This window comes from Acidiluteibacter sp., assembly GCF_055129545.1.
The window spans coordinates 1-17,330 of the sequence record NZ_JBSRUB010000036.1 but is presented as its reverse complement, the minus strand read 5'-3'; the positions used below and the strand labels follow the sequence as shown (position 1 = coordinate 17,330).

18 protein-coding genes are annotated in these 17,330 nt (G+C 35.9%); 7 read left to right on the top strand and 11 right to left on the bottom strand.

Going from position 1 to position 17,330, the window contains the following annotated elements; genetic code table 11:
* Position 1: 1 nt before the first annotated feature.
* Together ACTB0X_RS17355 and ACTB0X_RS17350 are read right to left on the bottom strand one after the other, a co-directional pair.
* Positions 2–787 carry a phosphosulfolactate synthase gene (locus ACTB0X_RS17355; protein WP_463026317.1) on the bottom strand — a complete coding sequence of 262 codons (786 nt, stop codon included), beginning with the start codon at positions 785–787 and terminating at the stop codon, positions 2–4.
* Entirely contained in the window at positions 788–2,200 is a 1,413-nt protein-coding gene (locus tag ACTB0X_RS17350; protein ID WP_463026316.1) for a tetratricopeptide repeat protein, read from the bottom strand.
* Between the two features lie 164 nt (positions 2,201–2,364).
* Between ACTB0X_RS17350 and glmM the strand changes: the two genes are divergently transcribed.
* From glmM to ACTB0X_RS17330, 4 genes are read left to right on the top strand one after another with little or no spacing between them, the layout of a single operon-like run.
* A complete protein-coding gene (gene glmM / locus ACTB0X_RS17345; protein WP_463026315.1) occupies positions 2,365–3,780 on the top strand; it encodes a phosphoglucosamine mutase in 1,416 nt (471 codons plus the stop codon).
* 1 nt (position 3,781) lies between these two features.
* Positions 3,782–4,921, top strand: coding sequence for a cysteine desulfurase family protein (locus ACTB0X_RS17340; protein ID WP_463026314.1), 1,140 nt, complete (start codon positions 3,782–3,784; stop codon positions 4,919–4,921).
* Positions 4,921–5,697, top strand: a complete 777-nt coding sequence (locus ACTB0X_RS17335) for an MBL fold metallo-hydrolase (RefSeq protein ID WP_463026313.1) — start codon at positions 4,921–4,923, stop codon at positions 5,695–5,697. Before ACTB0X_RS17340 ends, ACTB0X_RS17335 begins: the two co-directional genes overlap by 1 nt.
* A 12-nt stretch (positions 5,698–5,709) precedes the next feature.
* Entirely contained in the window at positions 5,710–6,918 is a 1,209-nt protein-coding gene (locus ACTB0X_RS17330) for a TCR/Tet family MFS transporter (RefSeq protein WP_463026312.1), read from the top strand.
* On the opposite strand, the gene ACTB0X_RS17325 is transcribed toward ACTB0X_RS17330, so the two are convergent.
* On the bottom strand, positions 6,915–7,289 hold the full coding sequence (locus ACTB0X_RS17325; protein WP_463026311.1) for a cupin domain-containing protein: 375 nt from the start codon (positions 7,287–7,289) through the stop codon (positions 6,915–6,917). The two genes, ACTB0X_RS17330 and ACTB0X_RS17325, sit on opposite strands and share 4 nt — an antisense overlap.
* A 2-nt stretch (positions 7,290–7,291) precedes the next feature.
* Complete coding sequence (locus ACTB0X_RS17320; protein ID WP_463026310.1) at positions 7,292–7,693, bottom strand: VOC family protein; 402 nt, start codon at positions 7,691–7,693, stop codon at positions 7,292–7,294.
* A 192-nt stretch (positions 7,694–7,885) separates the two neighbouring features.
* Here ACTB0X_RS17320 and ACTB0X_RS17315 point away from each other — a divergent pair, with 192 nt between their 5' ends.
* A complete protein-coding gene (locus tag ACTB0X_RS17315; RefSeq protein ID WP_463026309.1) occupies positions 7,886–9,187 on the top strand; it encodes a T9SS type A sorting domain-containing protein in 1,302 nt (433 codons plus the stop codon).
* A 10-nt stretch (positions 9,188–9,197) separates the two neighbouring features.
* Here the strand turns inward: ACTB0X_RS17315 and ACTB0X_RS17310 are convergent, their stop codons facing one another.
* Positions 9,198–9,959: a TIGR02757 family protein gene (locus tag ACTB0X_RS17310; RefSeq protein ID WP_463026308.1), complete on the bottom strand. Its 762-nt coding sequence runs from the start codon at positions 9,957–9,959 to the stop codon at positions 9,198–9,200.
* Between the two features lie 40 nt (positions 9,960–9,999).
* On the opposite strand from ACTB0X_RS17310, the gene ACTB0X_RS17305 reads away from it, so the two are divergent.
* Positions 10,000–10,236 (top strand): hypothetical protein, encoded by a 237-nt coding sequence (locus ACTB0X_RS17305; RefSeq protein WP_463026307.1) that lies wholly within the window; start codon positions 10,000–10,002, stop codon positions 10,234–10,236.
* Here ACTB0X_RS17305 and ACTB0X_RS17300 read toward each other — a convergent pair.
* Both ACTB0X_RS17300 and ACTB0X_RS17295 read right to left on the bottom strand, forming a co-directional pair.
* Positions 10,233–10,571 carry a translation initiation factor gene (locus ACTB0X_RS17300; protein ID WP_463026305.1) on the bottom strand — a complete coding sequence of 113 codons (339 nt, stop codon included), beginning with the start codon at positions 10,569–10,571 and terminating at the stop codon, positions 10,233–10,235. The genes ACTB0X_RS17305 and ACTB0X_RS17300 overlap by 4 nt on opposite strands.
* A 4-nt stretch (positions 10,572–10,575) precedes the next feature.
* Positions 10,576–11,157: a hypothetical protein gene (locus tag ACTB0X_RS17295; protein ID WP_463026303.1), complete on the bottom strand. Its 582-nt coding sequence runs from the start codon at positions 11,155–11,157 to the stop codon at positions 10,576–10,578.
* Positions 11,158–11,302: 145 nt separating this feature from the next.
* On the opposite strand from ACTB0X_RS17295, the gene ACTB0X_RS17290 reads away from it, so the two are divergent.
* On the top strand, positions 11,303–11,695 hold the full coding sequence (locus ACTB0X_RS17290; protein WP_463026302.1) for a hypothetical protein: 393 nt from the start codon (positions 11,303–11,305) through the stop codon (positions 11,693–11,695).
* Between the two features lie 320 nt (positions 11,696–12,015).
* Here the strand turns inward: ACTB0X_RS17290 and ACTB0X_RS17285 are convergent, their stop codons facing one another.
* From ACTB0X_RS17285 to ACTB0X_RS17270, 4 genes are all read right to left on the bottom strand, one after another.
* Positions 12,016–13,890 (bottom strand): M14 family metallopeptidase, encoded by a 1,875-nt coding sequence (locus tag ACTB0X_RS17285; protein ID WP_463026301.1) that lies wholly within the window; start codon positions 13,888–13,890, stop codon positions 12,016–12,018.
* Between the two features lie 102 nt (positions 13,891–13,992).
* Complete coding sequence (locus ACTB0X_RS17280; protein ID WP_463026299.1) at positions 13,993–14,634, bottom strand: hypothetical protein; 642 nt, start codon at positions 14,632–14,634, stop codon at positions 13,993–13,995.
* 251 nt (positions 14,635–14,885) lie between these two features.
* Positions 14,886–15,983 carry a T9SS type A sorting domain-containing protein gene (locus tag ACTB0X_RS17275; RefSeq protein WP_463026298.1) on the bottom strand — a complete coding sequence of 366 codons (1,098 nt, stop codon included), beginning with the start codon at positions 15,981–15,983 and terminating at the stop codon, positions 14,886–14,888.
* A 139-nt stretch (positions 15,984–16,122) separates the two neighbouring features.
* Positions 16,123–17,073, bottom strand: coding sequence for a helix-turn-helix domain-containing protein (locus tag ACTB0X_RS17270; protein WP_463026297.1), 951 nt, complete (start codon positions 17,071–17,073; stop codon positions 16,123–16,125).
* Between the last annotated feature and the right edge of the window lie 257 nt (positions 17,074–17,330).

Genomic DNA, 17,330 nt, shown 5'->3' with positions numbered 1-17,330 from the left:
TTTATTTAAATTCAGTAATCATTTCATCAGACAAATATTGGAAAAAGGTATCTCCTCTTAAACCGATTCTCAATGTCTCTAAAGGAATTACTTCATCGTAACCGATATTTCCTAAGTTTACATTAGGACCCAATAATTTGATAAACCAAACTTGCTGTGCTTTTATAGGAGCTTCCCAAAGGATTTTATCCATAGGAACTTTTTTCAAAATCTTATTTACCAGTGCGCTGTGTGCAGTACCATTTGGTCGATAGATTCCTACGGTTCCACTTTCTCTAGCTTCAGCAATTACTTTCCACGAACCAGCTTCTAATTCGTTATTCATCATGCTAATCCATTTTCCTGGACTAATTAAAATGCCTTCTTCCTTAGAACCCACTTCAGATAAAACAGTATAATCTTTTGCTAAAGTGCTAATGTATTTACATTTCACTTCGTGATTCATGACAATAGAACCATCAGAAACTTCGCACATTTGAAGTTTTAGTTTATCCATCAACTTTCTATAATCATCAAACATTCCTCTGATAATGAATGATTCAAATAGCGTTCCTCCTAAATAAACTTTTAATCCAGCGTCGTGGTACAATTTAATTTTCTGCTCTAAATTATTAGAAACAAAAGAAGTTCCAAATCCTAATTTGACTACATCTGTTAACTCTCCAGATACTTCTATAAAGTCTTCAGCTTGTCTTAAGCTCAGTCCTTTGTCCATCATCATGGTCAAGCCATTCTCTCTCGGTTTCGCCGTTCTCTCTGGAATGAACGGTAGGTCAAAATTTTTCATCTATGATTTATAATAATCGATTAGTTCTAATACGCTTGAATTTTCTTTGATTTCAGGATAAATCTCAAATAAGAAGTCGTGTCCATCAAAATTTAATGCAAGTGCTTTATCTAAGTTGAAAAGAGCTTCCTCTTTCCGACCATGTTTTATTAAGAATGCTCCAAAACTGTAGAGCAATTTATCATTTTGTTCTTGAATTGCAATGCCTTCTTGGAATGTAATTAAAGCAGAAGTTACATTGCCCAACTGTTCAAACATCCAAGCTACGTCTGACCAAATGTCTTGGTTCTCTGGGTCCAACTCTTTTACTTTTTCATAAGCTAATAAAGCTTCTTCTAAAAAGCCCAACTTGGCTTGTACATCACCAAAAACATAGTGGAATTCAGGATTAAATTCATCTAAATCAAGTCCTTTTTTGATGTAATGAATCGCTTCATGAAGGTGTCCCAACTCATTGTAAATGGCACCCATGCCAACCCAAGCCTCTGCACAAAATGGATCCAACTGAGTCGCTTTTTTGTAATAATACAACGATTGCTGGTTATCTTCCAACTTTTCGTAACATTCTCCAATGTAGTAATAAGTCAGCGATTCGGGAGATTCGTGATCGAACGTTTCTTTGAAACAAGCAATGGCTTCCAAATACATTTCCATGTTTTCCAGACAAATTGCTTTGCTGTAATAGGCGGAGGCAAAATCTTCTCGAATAGCAATCGAAAAATCAAATGAGTCAATCGCTTTTTCAAACAAATCTTGTTTCATAAAAGCAGCGCCTAAATTGTACCAACCCAAATGAGAATAAGGATCACTGTCGACGTAGTTAGAGAAGAATGCAATCGCTTCTTCTACTTTATTACTCACCTCAAAACAGAAGTATAGTTCATAAAGCGCAATTTCATTTTCAGGAAATTCCTTCAAAATCAAACTTAAATACTCGATGGCTAAGTCGTATTTATTTAGGTTTTCATACTCAAAAGCAATGCTCATCAACATTTCTTCACGCTCGTGTTCGTCGGCGTATTCCAATGCTTTTTTGTAATTGTCAATGGCCTTTTCTGCTTGACGCAATTGACTGTATGTACTTGCTTTTAATTGAAATAAATCTATGTTGTAAGGCTCCAACGCTTCAGCTTGCGACAAAAATTTCAACGCTTGGTTGGGTTTGTGCATCGACACAAAAACTTGCGCTTTGCTCACCAATAAAGTGCTGGATTTAGGGTGTTGAAGTAACCCAAAATCAATCACTTTCAATGCTTGTTTTGGATTGTTATGGTCTAAATAATACTCTACCATCTCCTCGAATTCGTCGACATCAAAATACAGCGACTCCTCATTGGAAACCATCTCTTCGAATCGTTTAACTGAAAAGTATTGTGAATCCTCTTCGTTAAAGCGACTATTGCTCTCTTCCATAGGCGGTAAATAAATTAAAACAGTTTGCCTGCTTTAAGTTATTGCAAAGTTATTAATAAACGGCAAAGAATAGGGGGAATCCCGTATTGTTTTACACAAAGATTTAAACAAGATTGTGCTTTATAAAATTGCTACTTTTGTGGCGTAAAACTTTTTTTAGAAGAATGACATTAATTAAATCAATTTCAGGAATTAGAGGAACTATTGGAGGTAAATCTGGAGATGGATTAAGCCCATTAGACATTGTAAAATTTGCTTCGGCTTATGGAACTTGGTTGCTTTCGCGACGATTAGATCCAAAATTAAAAGCAAAAGTCGTGATCGGAAGAGATGCTAGAATCTCAGGTGAAATGGTGACCAATATCGTATCTGGAACCTTAATGGGATTGGGTATTGATGTAATTGATTTAGGATTGTCTACTACACCAACAGTGGAAGTGGCAGTGACAGCAGAATTTGCCAATGGTGGAATCATCATTACGGCAAGTCACAATCCAAAAGAATGGAATGCTTTAAAGCTTCTGAATGAAAAAGGCGAATTTGTAAGTGCACAAGACGGAGCTGATATATTAGAAATTGCTGAGTCAGGCAATATGACGTATGCTTCGGTGACTCATTTGGGTCAATTGACTTTTGATGATACTTATTTGAAAAAGCACATCGATATGATCTTGAATCTACCGTTGGTTGATAAAGAAGCAATCGCAAAAAAGAACTTCAAAATAGTGATTGATTGTGTGAATAGTACGGGAGGGATTTTTGTTCCTGCTTTATTAAGAGCGCTAGGAGTGGAAGATATCGTAGAATTGTATTGCGAGCCAACTGGACACTTCCCGCACAACCCAGAACCATTACCTGAAAATTTAACTGAAATTTCAGCAGCTGTCAATAAGCATAACGCAGATTTAGGTCTAGTTGTAGATCCTGATGTAGACCGTTTGGCAATTGTATGCGAAGATGGAGATATGTTCGGTGAAGAATATACATTGGTCGCTGTTGCTGATTATGTGTTGAGTAAAACGAAAGGAAATACGGTTTCCAATTTATCAAGTACAAGAGCATTGAAAGATGTGACTGAAAAGTTTGGTTGTGAATACAATGCTTCTTCTGTGGGCGAAGTGAATGTAGTAGAGATGATGAAGGCGACTAACGCCATCATCGGTGGTGAAGGAAATGGTGGGGTAATTTATCCTGAGTTACATTATGGCAGAGATGCACTAGTTGGTATCGCTTTGTTCTTGTCGCATTTAGCGAATTTTAACGACGAGAATTGCACCAAATGTTGTTCTAAACTAAGATCGACCTACACGAACTATTACATCTCTAAAAATAAAATTGAATTAACTCCAGACATTGATGTGGATATGATTCTTCAACGGATTCACGACAAGTATAAAAAACAACCGATCTCCACAATTGATGGGGTGAAAATTGAATTTGATAAAGAGTGGGTACATTTGCGAAAATCGAATACAGAACCAATCATTCGAATCTATTCTGAGAGCGAGACTGCATCAACTGCAGACCACTTAGCTGGAAAGATTATATCAGATATTAAAGAAATATTAAAAGAAAACTAACATGAGAGTTTATCTTGACAATGCTGCTACCACACCTGTGGATCCTAAAGTAGTTGAAGCAATGGTGCCAGTTTTGGCCAATACATACGGAAATCCATCTTCTATCCATGCCAAAGGGAGGGAAGCGAAAGCATTAATCGAAATGTCGAGGAAGTCGATAGCAAAGTATTTCAATGCTTCTCCAGCAGAGTTTTTCTTTACTTCTGGAGGGACAGAAGCCGACAATATGATTATCAGATGTGCGGTGAACGATTTGGGGGTGACTCGTATCATTACTTCAGCCATTGAACACCATGCGGTGTTACATACTGCCGAGGAATTGGCAAAAACAAATGGCGTTCATTTTGAGTTAGTGAATTTAGATGCAGATGGTTCTGTTGATTTGAATCATTTGAAGACATTGTTGGAAGACGAATCGCATAAAACATTGGTTTCATTGATGCATGGTAACAATGAGATTGCCAATCTTTTGCCTTTGGAGACTGTTGGTGAGATGTGCAAAACGCACAATGCATTATTTCACAGTGATACAGTGCAAACCATGTGTCACTATCGATTGGATTTTAAGAAATTAAATGTGCATTTTGCAACCTGTGCAGCGCATAAATTCCATGGACCAAAAGGAGTTGGATTTATGTATGTTGATTCGAATTTTAAGTTTAATCCAATGATTACTGGTGGAGCACAAGAACGAAATGTTCGTGCGGGAACAGAAAATATTCACGGGATTGTAGGCTTAGCAAAAGCGATTGAAATTGCACATGCAGAAATGGAACACCATCAAGAATATGTAACTGATTTAAAGTTATACATGGTGGATCAGTTAAAAGCGATTATTCCAGGTGTTGCTTTTAACGGAAAGTCGGCTACTAAAGATTCTTTATATACCGTATTAAGTGTTTGTTTTCCTCCGAATGATATGGGCGAGATGTTTTTATACAACTTGGATATCGAAGGAATTTGTGCTAGCGGCGGAAGTGCATGCTCATCAGGAAGTAATGTAGGCTCTCATGTACTAAGAGCGATTGGTTCAGTAATGGAGCGTCCTTCTATTCGTTTCTCCTTTTCTAGGTTTAGTACCAAAGAAGAAATTGATCATGTAGTGAACGTGTTGAAAGAATTATACGCAGTACCAGCCTAATGAAATCAAACGAGATCACAATAACATTTTTAGGAACAGGAACATCGCAAGGTGTTCCTGTTATTGCGTGTGATTGTGCCGTTTGTCAGTCTGATGACCCCAAAGACCAACGATTGAGAACCTCAATTATGGTAACCACTTCAGAGCAGAATATTGTGATAGATACTGGACCAGATTTTCGTCAGCAGATGCTTCGGGAAAATGTGCAACGACTAGATGCCGTTGTTTTCACACATGAACACAAAGATCACGTGGCAGGAATGGACGATATTCGAGCGTTTAATTTTAAACAACGAGAGGACATGAACATCTATGCGACGCCAAGAGTTCAAGAAGCCATCAAACGAGAATTTCCTTATATCTTTTCAGATACCAAGTACCCCGGTGTGCCTCAAGTAAAGTTGAATACCATTTCAAATCAACCGTTTGAAATAAATGGGTTGGAACTAATTCCGATTGAAGTGATGCATTACAAAATGCCAGTATTGGGATTTAGAATCAAAGATTTTACTTACATCACTGACTGTAATTACATTTCTGAGACTGAAAAGGAAAAGATAAAAGGAACGAAAGTATTGGTGATTGATGCCTTAAGAAAAGAAAAACACATTTCTCACTTCAACTTAGAAGAAGCCATTGCATTGGTAAAAGAGTTGAAAGTAGAACACGCTTATTTGATACATATTAGTCACTATATGGGCAAGTACGCTGATGAAATGCCACTATTGCCCAAAGGGATAGAATTGGCTTATGATGAATTAAAATTGACCATTTAATAACTCACACATTTGAAAAATAGAAAAGCCTCTTTGGCATTCATCTTCATTACAATTTTAGTAGATGTCATTGGAATTGGAATCATTATTCCTGTGATTCCTTCATTAATAGAAAAATTAAGTGGAGGAGGATTAAGTGAGGCTTCCAGAATAGGAGGTTGGTTAATTTTTGCTTTCGCCATCATGCAGTTTCTGTTTGCTCCCCTAATGGGAATTTTGAGCGACAAATACGGGAGAAGACCTGTTTTGCTTTTATCACTTCTAGGGTTGGGAATTGACTACATTTTTCATGCGTATGCGCCAACAATTGGTTGGTTATTAGTCGGTCGGGTTTTAGCAGGAATCACAGGCGCTAGCTTAACAGTTGCCAATGCATACATTGCCGACATTAGTACGCCAGAAAACAAAGCGCAGAACTTTGGAATGGTAGGGGCTGCCTTTGGTTTAGGATTCATTATTGGACCTGTGATCGGTGGAATTGCCGGTAAAATTGATGTGCAATATCCTTTCTTTATTTCCGCAGGATTGACATTCCTAAACTTGATTTATGGATACTTTGTTTTGCCGGAATCATTAGCTCCAGAAAAAAGAAGAGACTTTGATTTGAAACGAGCAAATCCAATCGGTTCTTTGAAGCTGATCCGAAAATACCCGATAGTTATTGGGTTAATTACTTCTTTTTTCTTGTTATACATGGCAAGTCAAGCGGTGCAAACCACTTGGACCTATTACAGTATGTATAAGTTTGATTGGGATGAAGCCATGGTCGGCTATTCCTTAGGGGTAGTGGGAGTGATAGTGGCGATTGTGCAAGGTGGATTGGTGAAATATGCGGTGAAATGGTGGGGCGAAAAGAAAACCATTTATCGAGGGTATCTATTATGGATTATCGGGCTTATTTTGTTTGCAGTAGCCACAGAAGGTTGGATGTTGTTTGTTTTTCTATTGCCCTATTGTTTGGGCGGAATCGCTTCGCCAACGTTACAAGGAGTGGTATCTAATCAGGTGGCAGATAACGAACAGGGTGAATTGCAGGGAGCGTTAACTGCCACAATGAGTTTATCAGCGATTATTGGCCCCTTGGTGATGACCAATTTGTTCTACGTGTTTACTCAAGAAGATGCCCCTTTTCATTTTCCGGGAGCTCCTTTTGCATGGGGAGCAGTTTTAGTATTTGTGAGTTTCTTACTGTCGCGGAAAGCATTGAATAAATTGGTTTAAATCGAATCTAAATCAGTTTTTGTAAAATTGCTTTTGAGTTGATTTCCTGTATTTACTGTTGATTCAGGTTCAAACAACAGCACCTTTACTTCTCCAATTGCTTTAGGTAGATGATTGGTTCCTCTTGGGATAATTACGAATTCTCCAGGGTTAATTTTAAGGATTTTATCATCCAATACCATTTCTAATTGGCCTTCAATCACCAAAAATAGTTCGTCTTCGTTTTCGTGTTGGTGCGTGACAAACTCATCTTTCAATTTGGCCACTTTTACATGCTGTCCATTGAGTTGACCAACAATTCGAGGATTCCAACAATCTTGAAATGAATCGAATTTCTCTTTTAAATTAACAACTTTAATTTCTTTTTCCATAATTATAAAGGTGTTGGATTTGGTTGAATTAAATCCCAAATATTGCCATATAAATCTTCAAATAGTAATACTTTACCAAATGATTCTTTAGAAAGTAGGCGTTTTATTTTTACTCCGTTTTGAGTCATGTTTTTTAAATCTCGTTCAATGTCATCGGTATACAAAAATAGAGCGACTCTATTCCCAGTTTGATTTCCGACTCTTGACAATTGTTCCTCGTCTTTAGCAAGTGCTAAAAGTAGGGTCACCTCGCCCTCTCCAATAGGTTTAATTCTTACCCACCTTTTAGTTGGAGACCGTTGGGTATCTTCCACCAATTCGAAAGGTAGTTTTTGAGTATAAAAGGCTATCGCTTCGTCGTAGTCTTTTACAACTAAGCTGATTTGTTGAATGTTGATATTCATATTTGAAAAATAATTTATTGTGTGAATATCCTTCAAAAGTAATTTTTAAAACGAGTGTGTCATCATCACCTTTTGAATTATCTTGGCAGTTTGAATTCAATGGCATTTTGCTTGCACTGTAAGTATAAGTTCGATTGAAGAAATTTAATTGAAGTTGTTTTTATTGAGTGTATTACACATTAAATTTTATTGATGAGGTCGAACCTTCCCTATTTATTTTTATTAATGATGTTGCTTGGTTTCTACACTAGTGTGAAATCGCAAACAATTTGCCAACCATGTAATTCACCAAGTGGACGATTTTTGGTGAATGTATTTCCAATTGAAGGTATAAATAGAACTTCGGATATTATTTACGCAGATTCTTTGACTGTTAATCCGAGAACATTAGATTTTTATAGTTTCGATGATTCTTGTAAGGCTAGACCACTAGTGATTTATCTTCCTGGAAGTGGATTCATAGATTTGGGTGTTAATCCTAAAAATTCAGATGCAGCAAATTCAAAGGCACTTTATTTTGCCCAAAAAGGATATGCGGTTGCAGTAGTAGATTATTACAGAGTGCCTGATCCTTATAGCTCAGCCACTAAATTTAATGGAGTAATGCATGAAGCAATGAAGGATGTATATGCTTCCATTCAATTTATGTCTGGGTTTTCAGAGGCTTTTAGAATTGACACAAACAATATATTTATTATTGGCGAAAGTGCTGGAGGTATAGCAGGATTAGGAGCTATTTTTTCAGATGTTGATGGTCAATTCGTTTCGGAAGAAATTCCATCGATGATCTCTATTGACAATATTGCGTTAAATGTGGAAAGTTTATTTCCAAATAGACGTGTATCTATAAAAGCTTTCGCTGGAATAAGTACAGCATCGCCTAATGCAGCTTTTTTTCAATCGAAAGTAAATAATGTGAACCTTCCAATGCTTTTTATTCATTCTAATAAAGATAGTATTGTACCCTTTGATTCAGGATTACCAGACTTTTTCGAAGGATCATTAATTAAGCCAATATGCGGTCCAAAATGTATGATGGATAATAATATTCAATTCAAAAGTTCAAATTGCATTCAATTGAATGAAATTGAAGATACCATACATGACGTTCTCTCTCGGCCAATAGGTGTTCAATTCTTAGTAGAGATGAGAAATTTTTTTTATGATCAATTAAGTTGTAACGTATGCGAGAGTTATCATAATGTATATGTTCCAGATATAACTGATTCGTTGGGTATAGAATTTACTGTTGAGGAGTTTTCTGATGTCGTAATTTATCCTAATCCCGCTAGAAGTCATATAATTATTAAAGGGTTAACCTCTCTTGAGGTTTCAAAGATTACAATATTCAGTATCTCTGGTAAATTTGTGAAAGAGTTTGTGACCACAAATGCCGTTCAATGGGTGGATCTTACTGCATTTAATTCAGGAATTTATGTTGTAAAAATTACAACTGAAGAAAAGAGTTATATTCAAAAGTTTGCAAAACAATAGTCTGGATGAACTAAAATCCATCAATTGCACCTAACCCAAATAAAGCAAAATCGTATTTTATAGGATCAGCAGGATCAAGCTCAACTAATTTGTTTGAAATTTCCTCCACAGCACGCCAGTCGTTTTGTTTGCGTTGAAGCAATTCTAACTTCCGACTGACATTTCCAGTATGAACATCCAATGGCAATTTTAAATGAGCAGGTGAAATTTTATTCCAAATTCCAAAATCAACTCCACAGTTGTCATTTCTTACCATCCACCTCAAATACATATTGATGCGTTTAGCTGAGGAGCCTTTTACAGGATCAGAAACGTGCTTGTAGGTTCTTAAACTTTCAGCTTTTTCGAAGAAAATTTGCTTGAAATCGGCAATATTTTTTGCAACATCAGTTGTTTTGGTTAATGCATTTTCCAATCCTCCATGGTACTTATAAATGTTCTGAAGCGATTGAAAAAACTGCCCTAAATCTTGAGCATTGAAAGTCCTGTGCACAAACCCTTCCGTTCGTTTTAGATCTGATTTTTTATGATTCAGAATAAAATCATGGGGAGCACCATCCATAATATCAAGGATGTGTTTCGCATTTTTGATGATGCTTTTCCGCTGTCCCCAAGCGATGGTAGCAGCTAAGAAACCAGCGATTTCAATGTTTTCTTTTTTAGAAAATTCATGTGGAATAAGAATCGGATCATCCTGAATGAAATCAGGTCGATTAAATTCATCTACTTTTTGATCCATGAGTGCTTTTACGTCTGAAATAGATAAGGTCATGAAACAATAGTTAATTTTAAATGTCTAATTATGTTTTTAAATGAACAAGATAAAACCAGAAGAGTTTAGCAAAATGTCCCTCCTAAATAAATACAATTTATTGAAGGAAAGAGGCAACTTTATCGCTTCTCGCCAACATGGCGGGCACCTTTGTCATTTATTTGCGTTCGATGGGTTTTATGTAGAAGTATTCAGAGTCATCGGACTCAATCAAGTCCATTGGATAGAGTTGGTTAAAAATAATTCAACACTAGATACCTATTTGGATAACCTTTAGCCGCCTACACGTTTGGCTTTGTATTTTGCGGCGTGTAATAATCCCAAGATCTTTTCTCGGTGATCGCCTTGAATTAATATTTCACCGTCTTTTACAGAACCACCTACACCACATTTCGATTTTAGCATTTTACCCAAAGCATTCAAATCATCAGTAGAACCAACAAAATTATACACCAACGTCACCGCTTTTCCGGCACGTTGCTTTTTGTCTAAAGTGACTTTTAAGTCTTGTTGCTGAGGAGGCAATGTATCTTGTTCCTCATTTTCTTCAAAATCGTAACTAAAATTTGGGTTGGTGCTATACACCACATTCTTTTTTTCTTTCTTAGCCATCTTATTATATTAATATGGGTGGTCTACTTGTTGGAAATAATTCTTTTAAAGTCGGATCAGGTGAAATGATTTGGTCTTTGAATCCATTCATTTCATCTAGCGATTTTGCTGAAATCAAGTGGATAATTTGATCCAACACTTCACCAGAGATAGTGTAAGGGAAAAGGCTATAAACCAAGCGATTGCCTTTAAACTGACCATAGACTTGATATTCTTCTAAATCCTTAGTTGATTTACCTGTCACGACACAATGGTTCAGCCATTTATCAGCATCAAATTGGTTTTCATCAAACTGTTCTTGAAATCGTTTTTGTAAATCAACTTTTGATTCAAAAAACTCCGTGATGTTCTTTTTAGATTCTTCACTCATTCTTGCTTGCATCACTGGTAAACATTCAAAACACAAAGCATATTCAAACAGGGTATGAGTGACTCCTGTTCCAACTTTCTTAAAGGCTTTTTCGACAATGTAATCCACCTCTTCCTCCAAATCTGCCTTGCACAACGCACATTGGCAAATAGGAGCACCAGTGAGGTCAGAATGAAAAATTTTAGGCACTTCGTTGGTTGGATCTAGAATAAACATGGGTTAAAATTACGAAATGCTTTGGAGAGGAAGAAAGGAGTAGAAGATAGTTTTTTATGGTTCTTTTTTAAGATGCGCCATCCACCCGATTGAATAATTTGTATTACTTTCGAAAATAGAAATTTTTGAAAAAAATAATTGAATTATGTCTTACGAAGAGGTGTTTGTTGCGTTCTGGGAGCAAGTAAAGGTTAGTGTTGAGGAAGGCAGACTCGCCAAGTTAACCATGGCAAAAACCATTGGTAAACCCGAGTTGAAAAATATTTTTCTCAGACCAGTCTATTCTGAAAGTGGATTTAAGGTGTTATTAAAATTACGCTACAGATCTAGAGAGAAAGACGACATTGAAACTGAAATGTCGTTAAACGAAGCCTTTGATGTGTTGAAAGAACATTTGAAAAATCCATTTTTCACTGTTATACTTTTTACCATCACAGAAGATGTTACTTTCAAGATCAACAAAAAGGGAGTAGGGAGTATTTCTACGAATGTGCCTACTTTCAGCGACATCACCGCACCAAAACAGGATGAAGAATAGTTTGTTTACAAGCTTATTTTGAATGGTAAGAGTGAACGGTATGCATACTTGAAATGCATTTTCATTCTTTCATGAGAGGTGTTAAATTCCAAGCCTTTATAAAACTGATTGGCTATCGGACGTTTTTTGTCTTTGGTTAATTGAAGTTCACAGAACCAAAAAATAACTCTCTTGGATCAATCTAGTTTTTGACACTACAATCACATTTGAACGTTTGAAAAAGCGAGGTTGCTGAGTTTATCGAATTATGAACTCCTGCAATTTTAGTTGGAGCGAACTACTCAATTAGAAGCAGGCATTAGATTTCAATCGATATTGATTTACAATTCTCTTGCAACTGGATATAATAAATACCTGTCGTCATAATATTTTGTTTTGCTGTAAAACCAACTAAAAATCGCATTCGGATTATTCGCAAAATCTTTATCCTGCTCCTTCTTTTGTTCAAACTCTTTTTTTAATTCTGGAGAATCTTCCAACATTTTTTTTGTCATTGGTTCCATGACATAAGCTTCTATGTATTCGGTTCTTTGGAAAATGTTAAGAAAAAATCCCCAGCTGAAAAAAGAATCCTTTGATTTCGGTTCTAATAAAGTCATAGCTAAATCTCCCAAAGGTTGGTCAGTAGATATATAAACTGAACCGGATGCAAATGTCTCTTTGCGAAATTCTGTTTTTGTTGTTCCGCTAACTTGCATATGTCCTTCATAAGGAAGTGATTGATGGTTTTCATTTTCAAATTTTGCGCCTTCAATCCGATACATCTCAACTTCCACTTCACTGGATTCAGTAATAACTTCCATTTCAATTCCATGTATTTTCAATCTTTCAATGACGTCCTTACAAGAAGCTGGAACCCAATAACCTTTTGGCCTTGTGATCCAATCAATAGGTTCGGTTTGTTTATAATATGCCACTGTCATAGTTTTTGGTTGACCTAACCATTCGATATAATCTGAATTTGTAACAGTGGATTTGTGAATTTTTGATTCTATTCCAAGCAATAAAAATGAATCAGGAGGTGCAGTTACATTGGAAGCTTGCGGAAGCGCCGATGATTCAAAATCAACTTTGTTCTTCATTTGAGGAACCTTAAAAGCTGTTGGAATTTTTTCATCCCTTATGGATTTATCGGCCTCAGTGATTTCTTGAAGTGACTGGCCTTCCTTTTCTAATAATCTCAAGGTGCTTTCAAGCAATACATAAGTTCCCAAAACTCTTTGTTTGTAGGGTTTTAGAGAGTGGTTTTCTACAAGAATAGAGGTTAAATGACGGAGGTTTCCATAGCTATCTGAAAACCTAGGACTGCCGGCGAATGAGATCATACCCTCCGAAAAATCTCTATCGTTCATCGTAAACATTAAAGGACCAGGGATATGTCCGTTGGCTTTTAGATCCTTATCTGCGGTTACCATAAATTTAGTTTCTAACCAATTGGATATTCCGGGGGAATTGCCTTTTACGCCAGCTCCTGTATAGGTAATATCATATTGATAATCTGAACCATCAGTAACGTGTATATCCATATACAATACAGGATTGTATTCATTAATTACGGTTACCACCGCTCTTATCTCTTCAGTATCAAGTTTCGCATAATCACGATTTAAATTTAAATTCTGTGAATTGGTTCTCCAGCCCATATTTTTTGGGCCTCTTTGGTTTGGTCTATTAAAGGCTGATGAATTTTCGTGTGCATCTACACTTAAAATCGGAATAAAAAGAAAGTTTACATTATGAAGCAACTCTTTCTTTTTGCCAAAAGCGATGTCTCTAAGAAGCATCATGCCAGCATCTTTTCCATCTATTTCTCCAGAATGAATGCCCGCTTGAGCAAGCATCAGAGGTTTTTTAGAGTTTTTTAATGCTACTGGACTTATATCCGTATTTGAAGATGCTATAATCATGTAAATTTGACGTCCTTCTGCACTTTGGCCGATACTCACCATAGTTAGTAAAGGGGACGCAGCCGTTAGTTTCTCAAACCATTCGACAGTTTCATTATAACTAGGAGTCGTTGTAAAATTTGATTTTTCTGATGGGGTTATCCATGGATCATTAGCTTTAGCGATTAATGATTCACTTTTCCCATTCCAATCCATTACTGGAGGCAGAAAAGCTTGAGCAGCGACAGAATTTATTATCGCACTAACAAAAAAGAAGGTGAAGTACTTTAACGTGTTTTGAATTGGCATACTGTGTTTTTACGATTTATGTTCACTTGCTAGTAACGATGAGGAAATTCGGAGGACGACCGAAGAAAGTCTACCGTCATGTTCATTGCTAGCGGTTCGGCTTTATTTCAATAATTTCTTTGAATATGATTTGGTTGTGAGTCGAATAAGAATTATTCCGACCGCTGTTGGTAATAGAAAGTTAAGAGTATTGTTTTGAAATACATTCTGGATTGAAGTGAAGGCCGTTACAGCTGCAATAAATGAAATCGACATTCTTGTGAAATGTTCAAAAAGCCAATCAGACTTTCCATATATCTGTTTTTTGAAAGGCTTTTTAAGGATATATTTAAAAATGTCTCCAGATGTTGACCAGAGAAATATCACTCCAAAGACAGCCAAGATTATCGGCCAAGATTGTTGTCCTTTAAAATAAAGTGAGACCGAATAATATATCATGACTATAGCTGATAATCCGCCTACTAAAAAAATGGATTTCTCAAACCAGGTAATTTCTTTGTTCTTCAATCGCCCGATTCTGGCGCCTGTCAGTGCAAAATAGAATCCAAATATCCCAACTATTGTTATCACTAGTCCAGTAAGACAAGCTCCTGATATAAGAAGTAATAGCCAGCTGCCTAAATAAATTTGTCCTGTAATTCTATGTCTTGAACCTTCCTTTTTCAGTAGTATTTGTAAAAATCCAGTGACAAATACAACGACACCTAATATTGAGTGGATGTGTAAAATAATTTCTCTGTTCATTCTGTTAAATTCTTTTGAGGAGCGCTAACGTTTGGCGAATAGACCCAGGCGGGCTTACGAAGCATCACCTGTCTTAACCGACCAAAGGTTATTTAAAGATAAATGTTTTTTAGTGAGCCGCAAATAAATGTCACGAAGTGGCCGAAATTTTGCGCGCGAACGATGACCGAGTCAGCCCGCTTGGGTTTATTTGCTGTTGCCAGTTGTGTGTCGCACAGAGGATTTGTCCGTGCCCGAATGGAACTAATAATTTAATTTTTGATAAATCTGCCATTTATTATTTTAGTTTTGTTTTTAATTGAAATTATGTAAACACCGGACGGTAAATTACCCACTGAAATTTTCCTTTCAATTGTAGAATTTATAAGCTTGCCTTGGCTATTATATATGTCAATTTGATCAATCTCACCATTGTAATCTATATTTAAAAGGTCAGAAGTATGACTAGGATAAATTTTAATGTTACCAATTGTGCTTTCGTGTTCAAATGTCCCAGAAATAGCATTAAATGAAATAACACGAATTCTTCCCGATCCAAAATCTGAAATGAACAATGAATCGCCGCTTATACTTGATATAATGCCGTTTGGTCGATTAAATTGTGCCGTCATTAGACTTCCATCAGTATTACCTAAATTTGTTCCAGCATATACAACTACATCATCAATAGAATAAGGGTTAATTTTATAAATCTTATAATCATCATAGCCTGTTCCCCACAAAAATCCATTTGCAAAAGTGATGAATCCCAAAGCACCATTTGTAGGACCTGGAACTTTGGCAACGTAAGTAAACGTATTTGAATTAACACTAAATATTTTCCTATCGGTAAAATTGGCTACAAAAAGTTGACCTGAACTATTGTATGCTAAACCTACTGAACCTAACATTGGTGCACCGCTAGCAACCAAAGTAACCGTTCCATCAGGAGCTAATTTACTGAGTTTATTTCCGGTATATTGGGTAAAAAGCATGGTGTCACTTTGAAAAGATTTTATTATGCCTGAAGGCGTTGAAACATATATCGTATCTAAAAACACACCCATGCTTGATAACTTGTAAATTCGGTTTCCTGATAAATCACATACATAAAGATTATTTTGAGAATCAAAAGCGAGGCCGTTAGGAGTATTAAATCCATTTGCAAAGACAGTTGCAACACCTGAAGGGGTAATTTTATAAACATTCGACCCCATAAAATGAGAACCGTACAAGTTGCCTTGGTGATCTAGAACCAATGCATCATCTATTTTTTTAGAAGGGTCATTAAAAAAGGTTGAAACTACTTGTGCTTGACCACCAAAGCCAAATATAATTAAAATGCTTGCTAATAGAATGGTTGTCTTCATAAATAAATAATTTTTACAATAGTAGCATTATTTGAAGAAGAGGATTTGTCAAATCCTGCTAATTCGCATAAATGGAAAGAATATACCTTATAAAAAATAGAATTTATGAAAAACTATATGTAGAAAATTACCCCATAGATTAGGCGCGAAAATTTATGTCAGAATCAATTTCTTTTAATTTAAAACCGTTCGCTTTATTTCTTGTTGCAGTCGAAGGAGAAATACCGAAATGCTTTTTGAATGCTTTACTAAAACTATAAACATCTGCGAACCCAACTACAGTGGACGCTTCACTAATAGTATAATTTCCTGTGGCAAGAAGTTCTGCCGATTTTGAAAGACGGTATTGTATCAGGTATTGTTGAGGCGTAATTCCGAATGAGTTTTTAAATAATCTGAAAAAATGATATTCAGAAAGGCTAGCATAATCTGAAGCATTTTTTACTTTGATTGATTCATTAAAATTATTTTCCAAAAACATTTTCCCTTTGCTTAACCTTCGGTATAAATCTTTTCGGGTATTATGTTTTATTGAATTTATCCTATATAATTGATTAATTATAGTTAAATGATCTTCAACAATGTTTTCAGCTAGCGTTAGATAAAATTCAGTATCAAGTTTATAGTTGTAGAATGGATTTTTGTTGAAGTATTTGCTAAGTTCCGATAGTGTCTTTCCAAGTTTTGTAGTTTTGCTTTCATACTTATTTTCAAGAAATTCTTCACTATTAAAAAAATTGTCTAATAAAACTTCTGGAGAAGGGCTGTCAGGCGCAATGTAACTAAAGAACACCTCTGATAACAATGTTGGTGAAACATCTATGCAAATACCTTTTACCATGCTATTGCTATCAATTTCAATTTTGCCTTCACAATACGTATTTGCAAGTAGGTATTCACCTGCATTTACATCGTATTTGTTGCCGTTTACCTGATAATGCTCACAGCCCTCAAAAACGTATTTAATAGAGAAACTCCTGAAAGTATGATTCTCATACAAATCATTCAGGATAGAAAAATTAGTCATATTCTCACCTTTTGGCAAGTCATTTAACTTGATGAGTTTTTCTTGTTGAATCAGTCTATACATTGTTTTCTAGAGCATAAATAAATGTAATCATAAAAATCAAAAGGCAATTACATTTTAGTTGTGTGTTGCCGTAAGATTAATCGAGTATGTTTGCAAGTCCATTGAGATAAAGTTATTTTGTTTACTTGTTTTGTCGGCGCACAAATTATTCGTTAGGCGAAATATTTTTTTGTCGATCGAGATGCCTTGACACATTGCTGGTAACGCCAGTTCGTCTCAAAACGAACTTAGCTGTTTTGTAAATATAGAATTTTTGA

What these genes read in the sequence shown, in the direction of transcription:
- ACTB0X_RS17355 (WP_463026317.1), bottom strand. Translation starts at nt 787, where the DNA reads ATGAAAAATTTTGACCTACCGTTCATTCCAGAGAGAACGGCGAAACCG.
- ACTB0X_RS17350 (WP_463026316.1), bottom strand. Translation starts at nt 2,200, where the DNA reads ATGGAAGAGAGCAATAGTCGCTTTAACGAAGAGGATTCACAATACTTT.
- glmM (WP_463026315.1), top strand. Translation starts at nt 2,365, where the DNA reads ATGACATTAATTAAATCAATTTCAGGAATTAGAGGAACTATTGGAGGT.
- ACTB0X_RS17340 (WP_463026314.1), top strand. Translation starts at nt 3,782, where the DNA reads ATGAGAGTTTATCTTGACAATGCTGCTACCACACCTGTGGATCCTAAA.
- ACTB0X_RS17335 (WP_463026313.1), top strand. Translation starts at nt 4,921, where the DNA reads ATGAAATCAAACGAGATCACAATAACATTTTTAGGAACAGGAACATCG.
- ACTB0X_RS17325 (WP_463026311.1), bottom strand. Translation starts at nt 7,289, where the DNA reads ATGGAAAAAGAAATTAAAGTTGTTAATTTAAAAGAGAAATTCGATTCA.
- ACTB0X_RS17320 (WP_463026310.1), bottom strand. Translation starts at nt 7,693, where the DNA reads ATGAATATCAACATTCAACAAATCAGCTTAGTTGTAAAAGACTACGAC.
- ACTB0X_RS17315 (WP_463026309.1), top strand. Translation starts at nt 7,886, where the DNA reads ATGAGGTCGAACCTTCCCTATTTATTTTTATTAATGATGTTGCTTGGT.
- ACTB0X_RS17310 (WP_463026308.1), bottom strand. Translation starts at nt 9,959, where the DNA reads ATGACCTTATCTATTTCAGACGTAAAAGCACTCATGGATCAAAAAGTA.
- ACTB0X_RS17305 (WP_463026307.1), top strand. Translation starts at nt 10,000, where the DNA reads ATGAACAAGATAAAACCAGAAGAGTTTAGCAAAATGTCCCTCCTAAAT.
- ACTB0X_RS17300 (WP_463026305.1), bottom strand. Translation starts at nt 10,571, where the DNA reads ATGGCTAAGAAAGAAAAAAAGAATGTGGTGTATAGCACCAACCCAAAT.
- ACTB0X_RS17295 (WP_463026303.1), bottom strand. Translation starts at nt 11,157, where the DNA reads ATGTTTATTCTAGATCCAACCAACGAAGTGCCTAAAATTTTTCATTCT.
- ACTB0X_RS17290 (WP_463026302.1), top strand. Translation starts at nt 11,303, where the DNA reads ATGTCTTACGAAGAGGTGTTTGTTGCGTTCTGGGAGCAAGTAAAGGTT.
- ACTB0X_RS17285 (WP_463026301.1), bottom strand. Translation starts at nt 13,890, where the DNA reads ATGCCAATTCAAAACACGTTAAAGTACTTCACCTTCTTTTTTGTTAGT.
- ACTB0X_RS17280 (WP_463026299.1), bottom strand. Translation starts at nt 14,634, where the DNA reads ATGAACAGAGAAATTATTTTACACATCCACTCAATATTAGGTGTCGTT.
- ACTB0X_RS17275 (WP_463026298.1), bottom strand. Translation starts at nt 15,983, where the DNA reads ATGAAGACAACCATTCTATTAGCAAGCATTTTAATTATATTTGGCTTT.
- ACTB0X_RS17270 (WP_463026297.1), bottom strand. Translation starts at nt 17,073, where the DNA reads ATGTATAGACTGATTCAACAAGAAAAACTCATCAAGTTAAATGACTTG.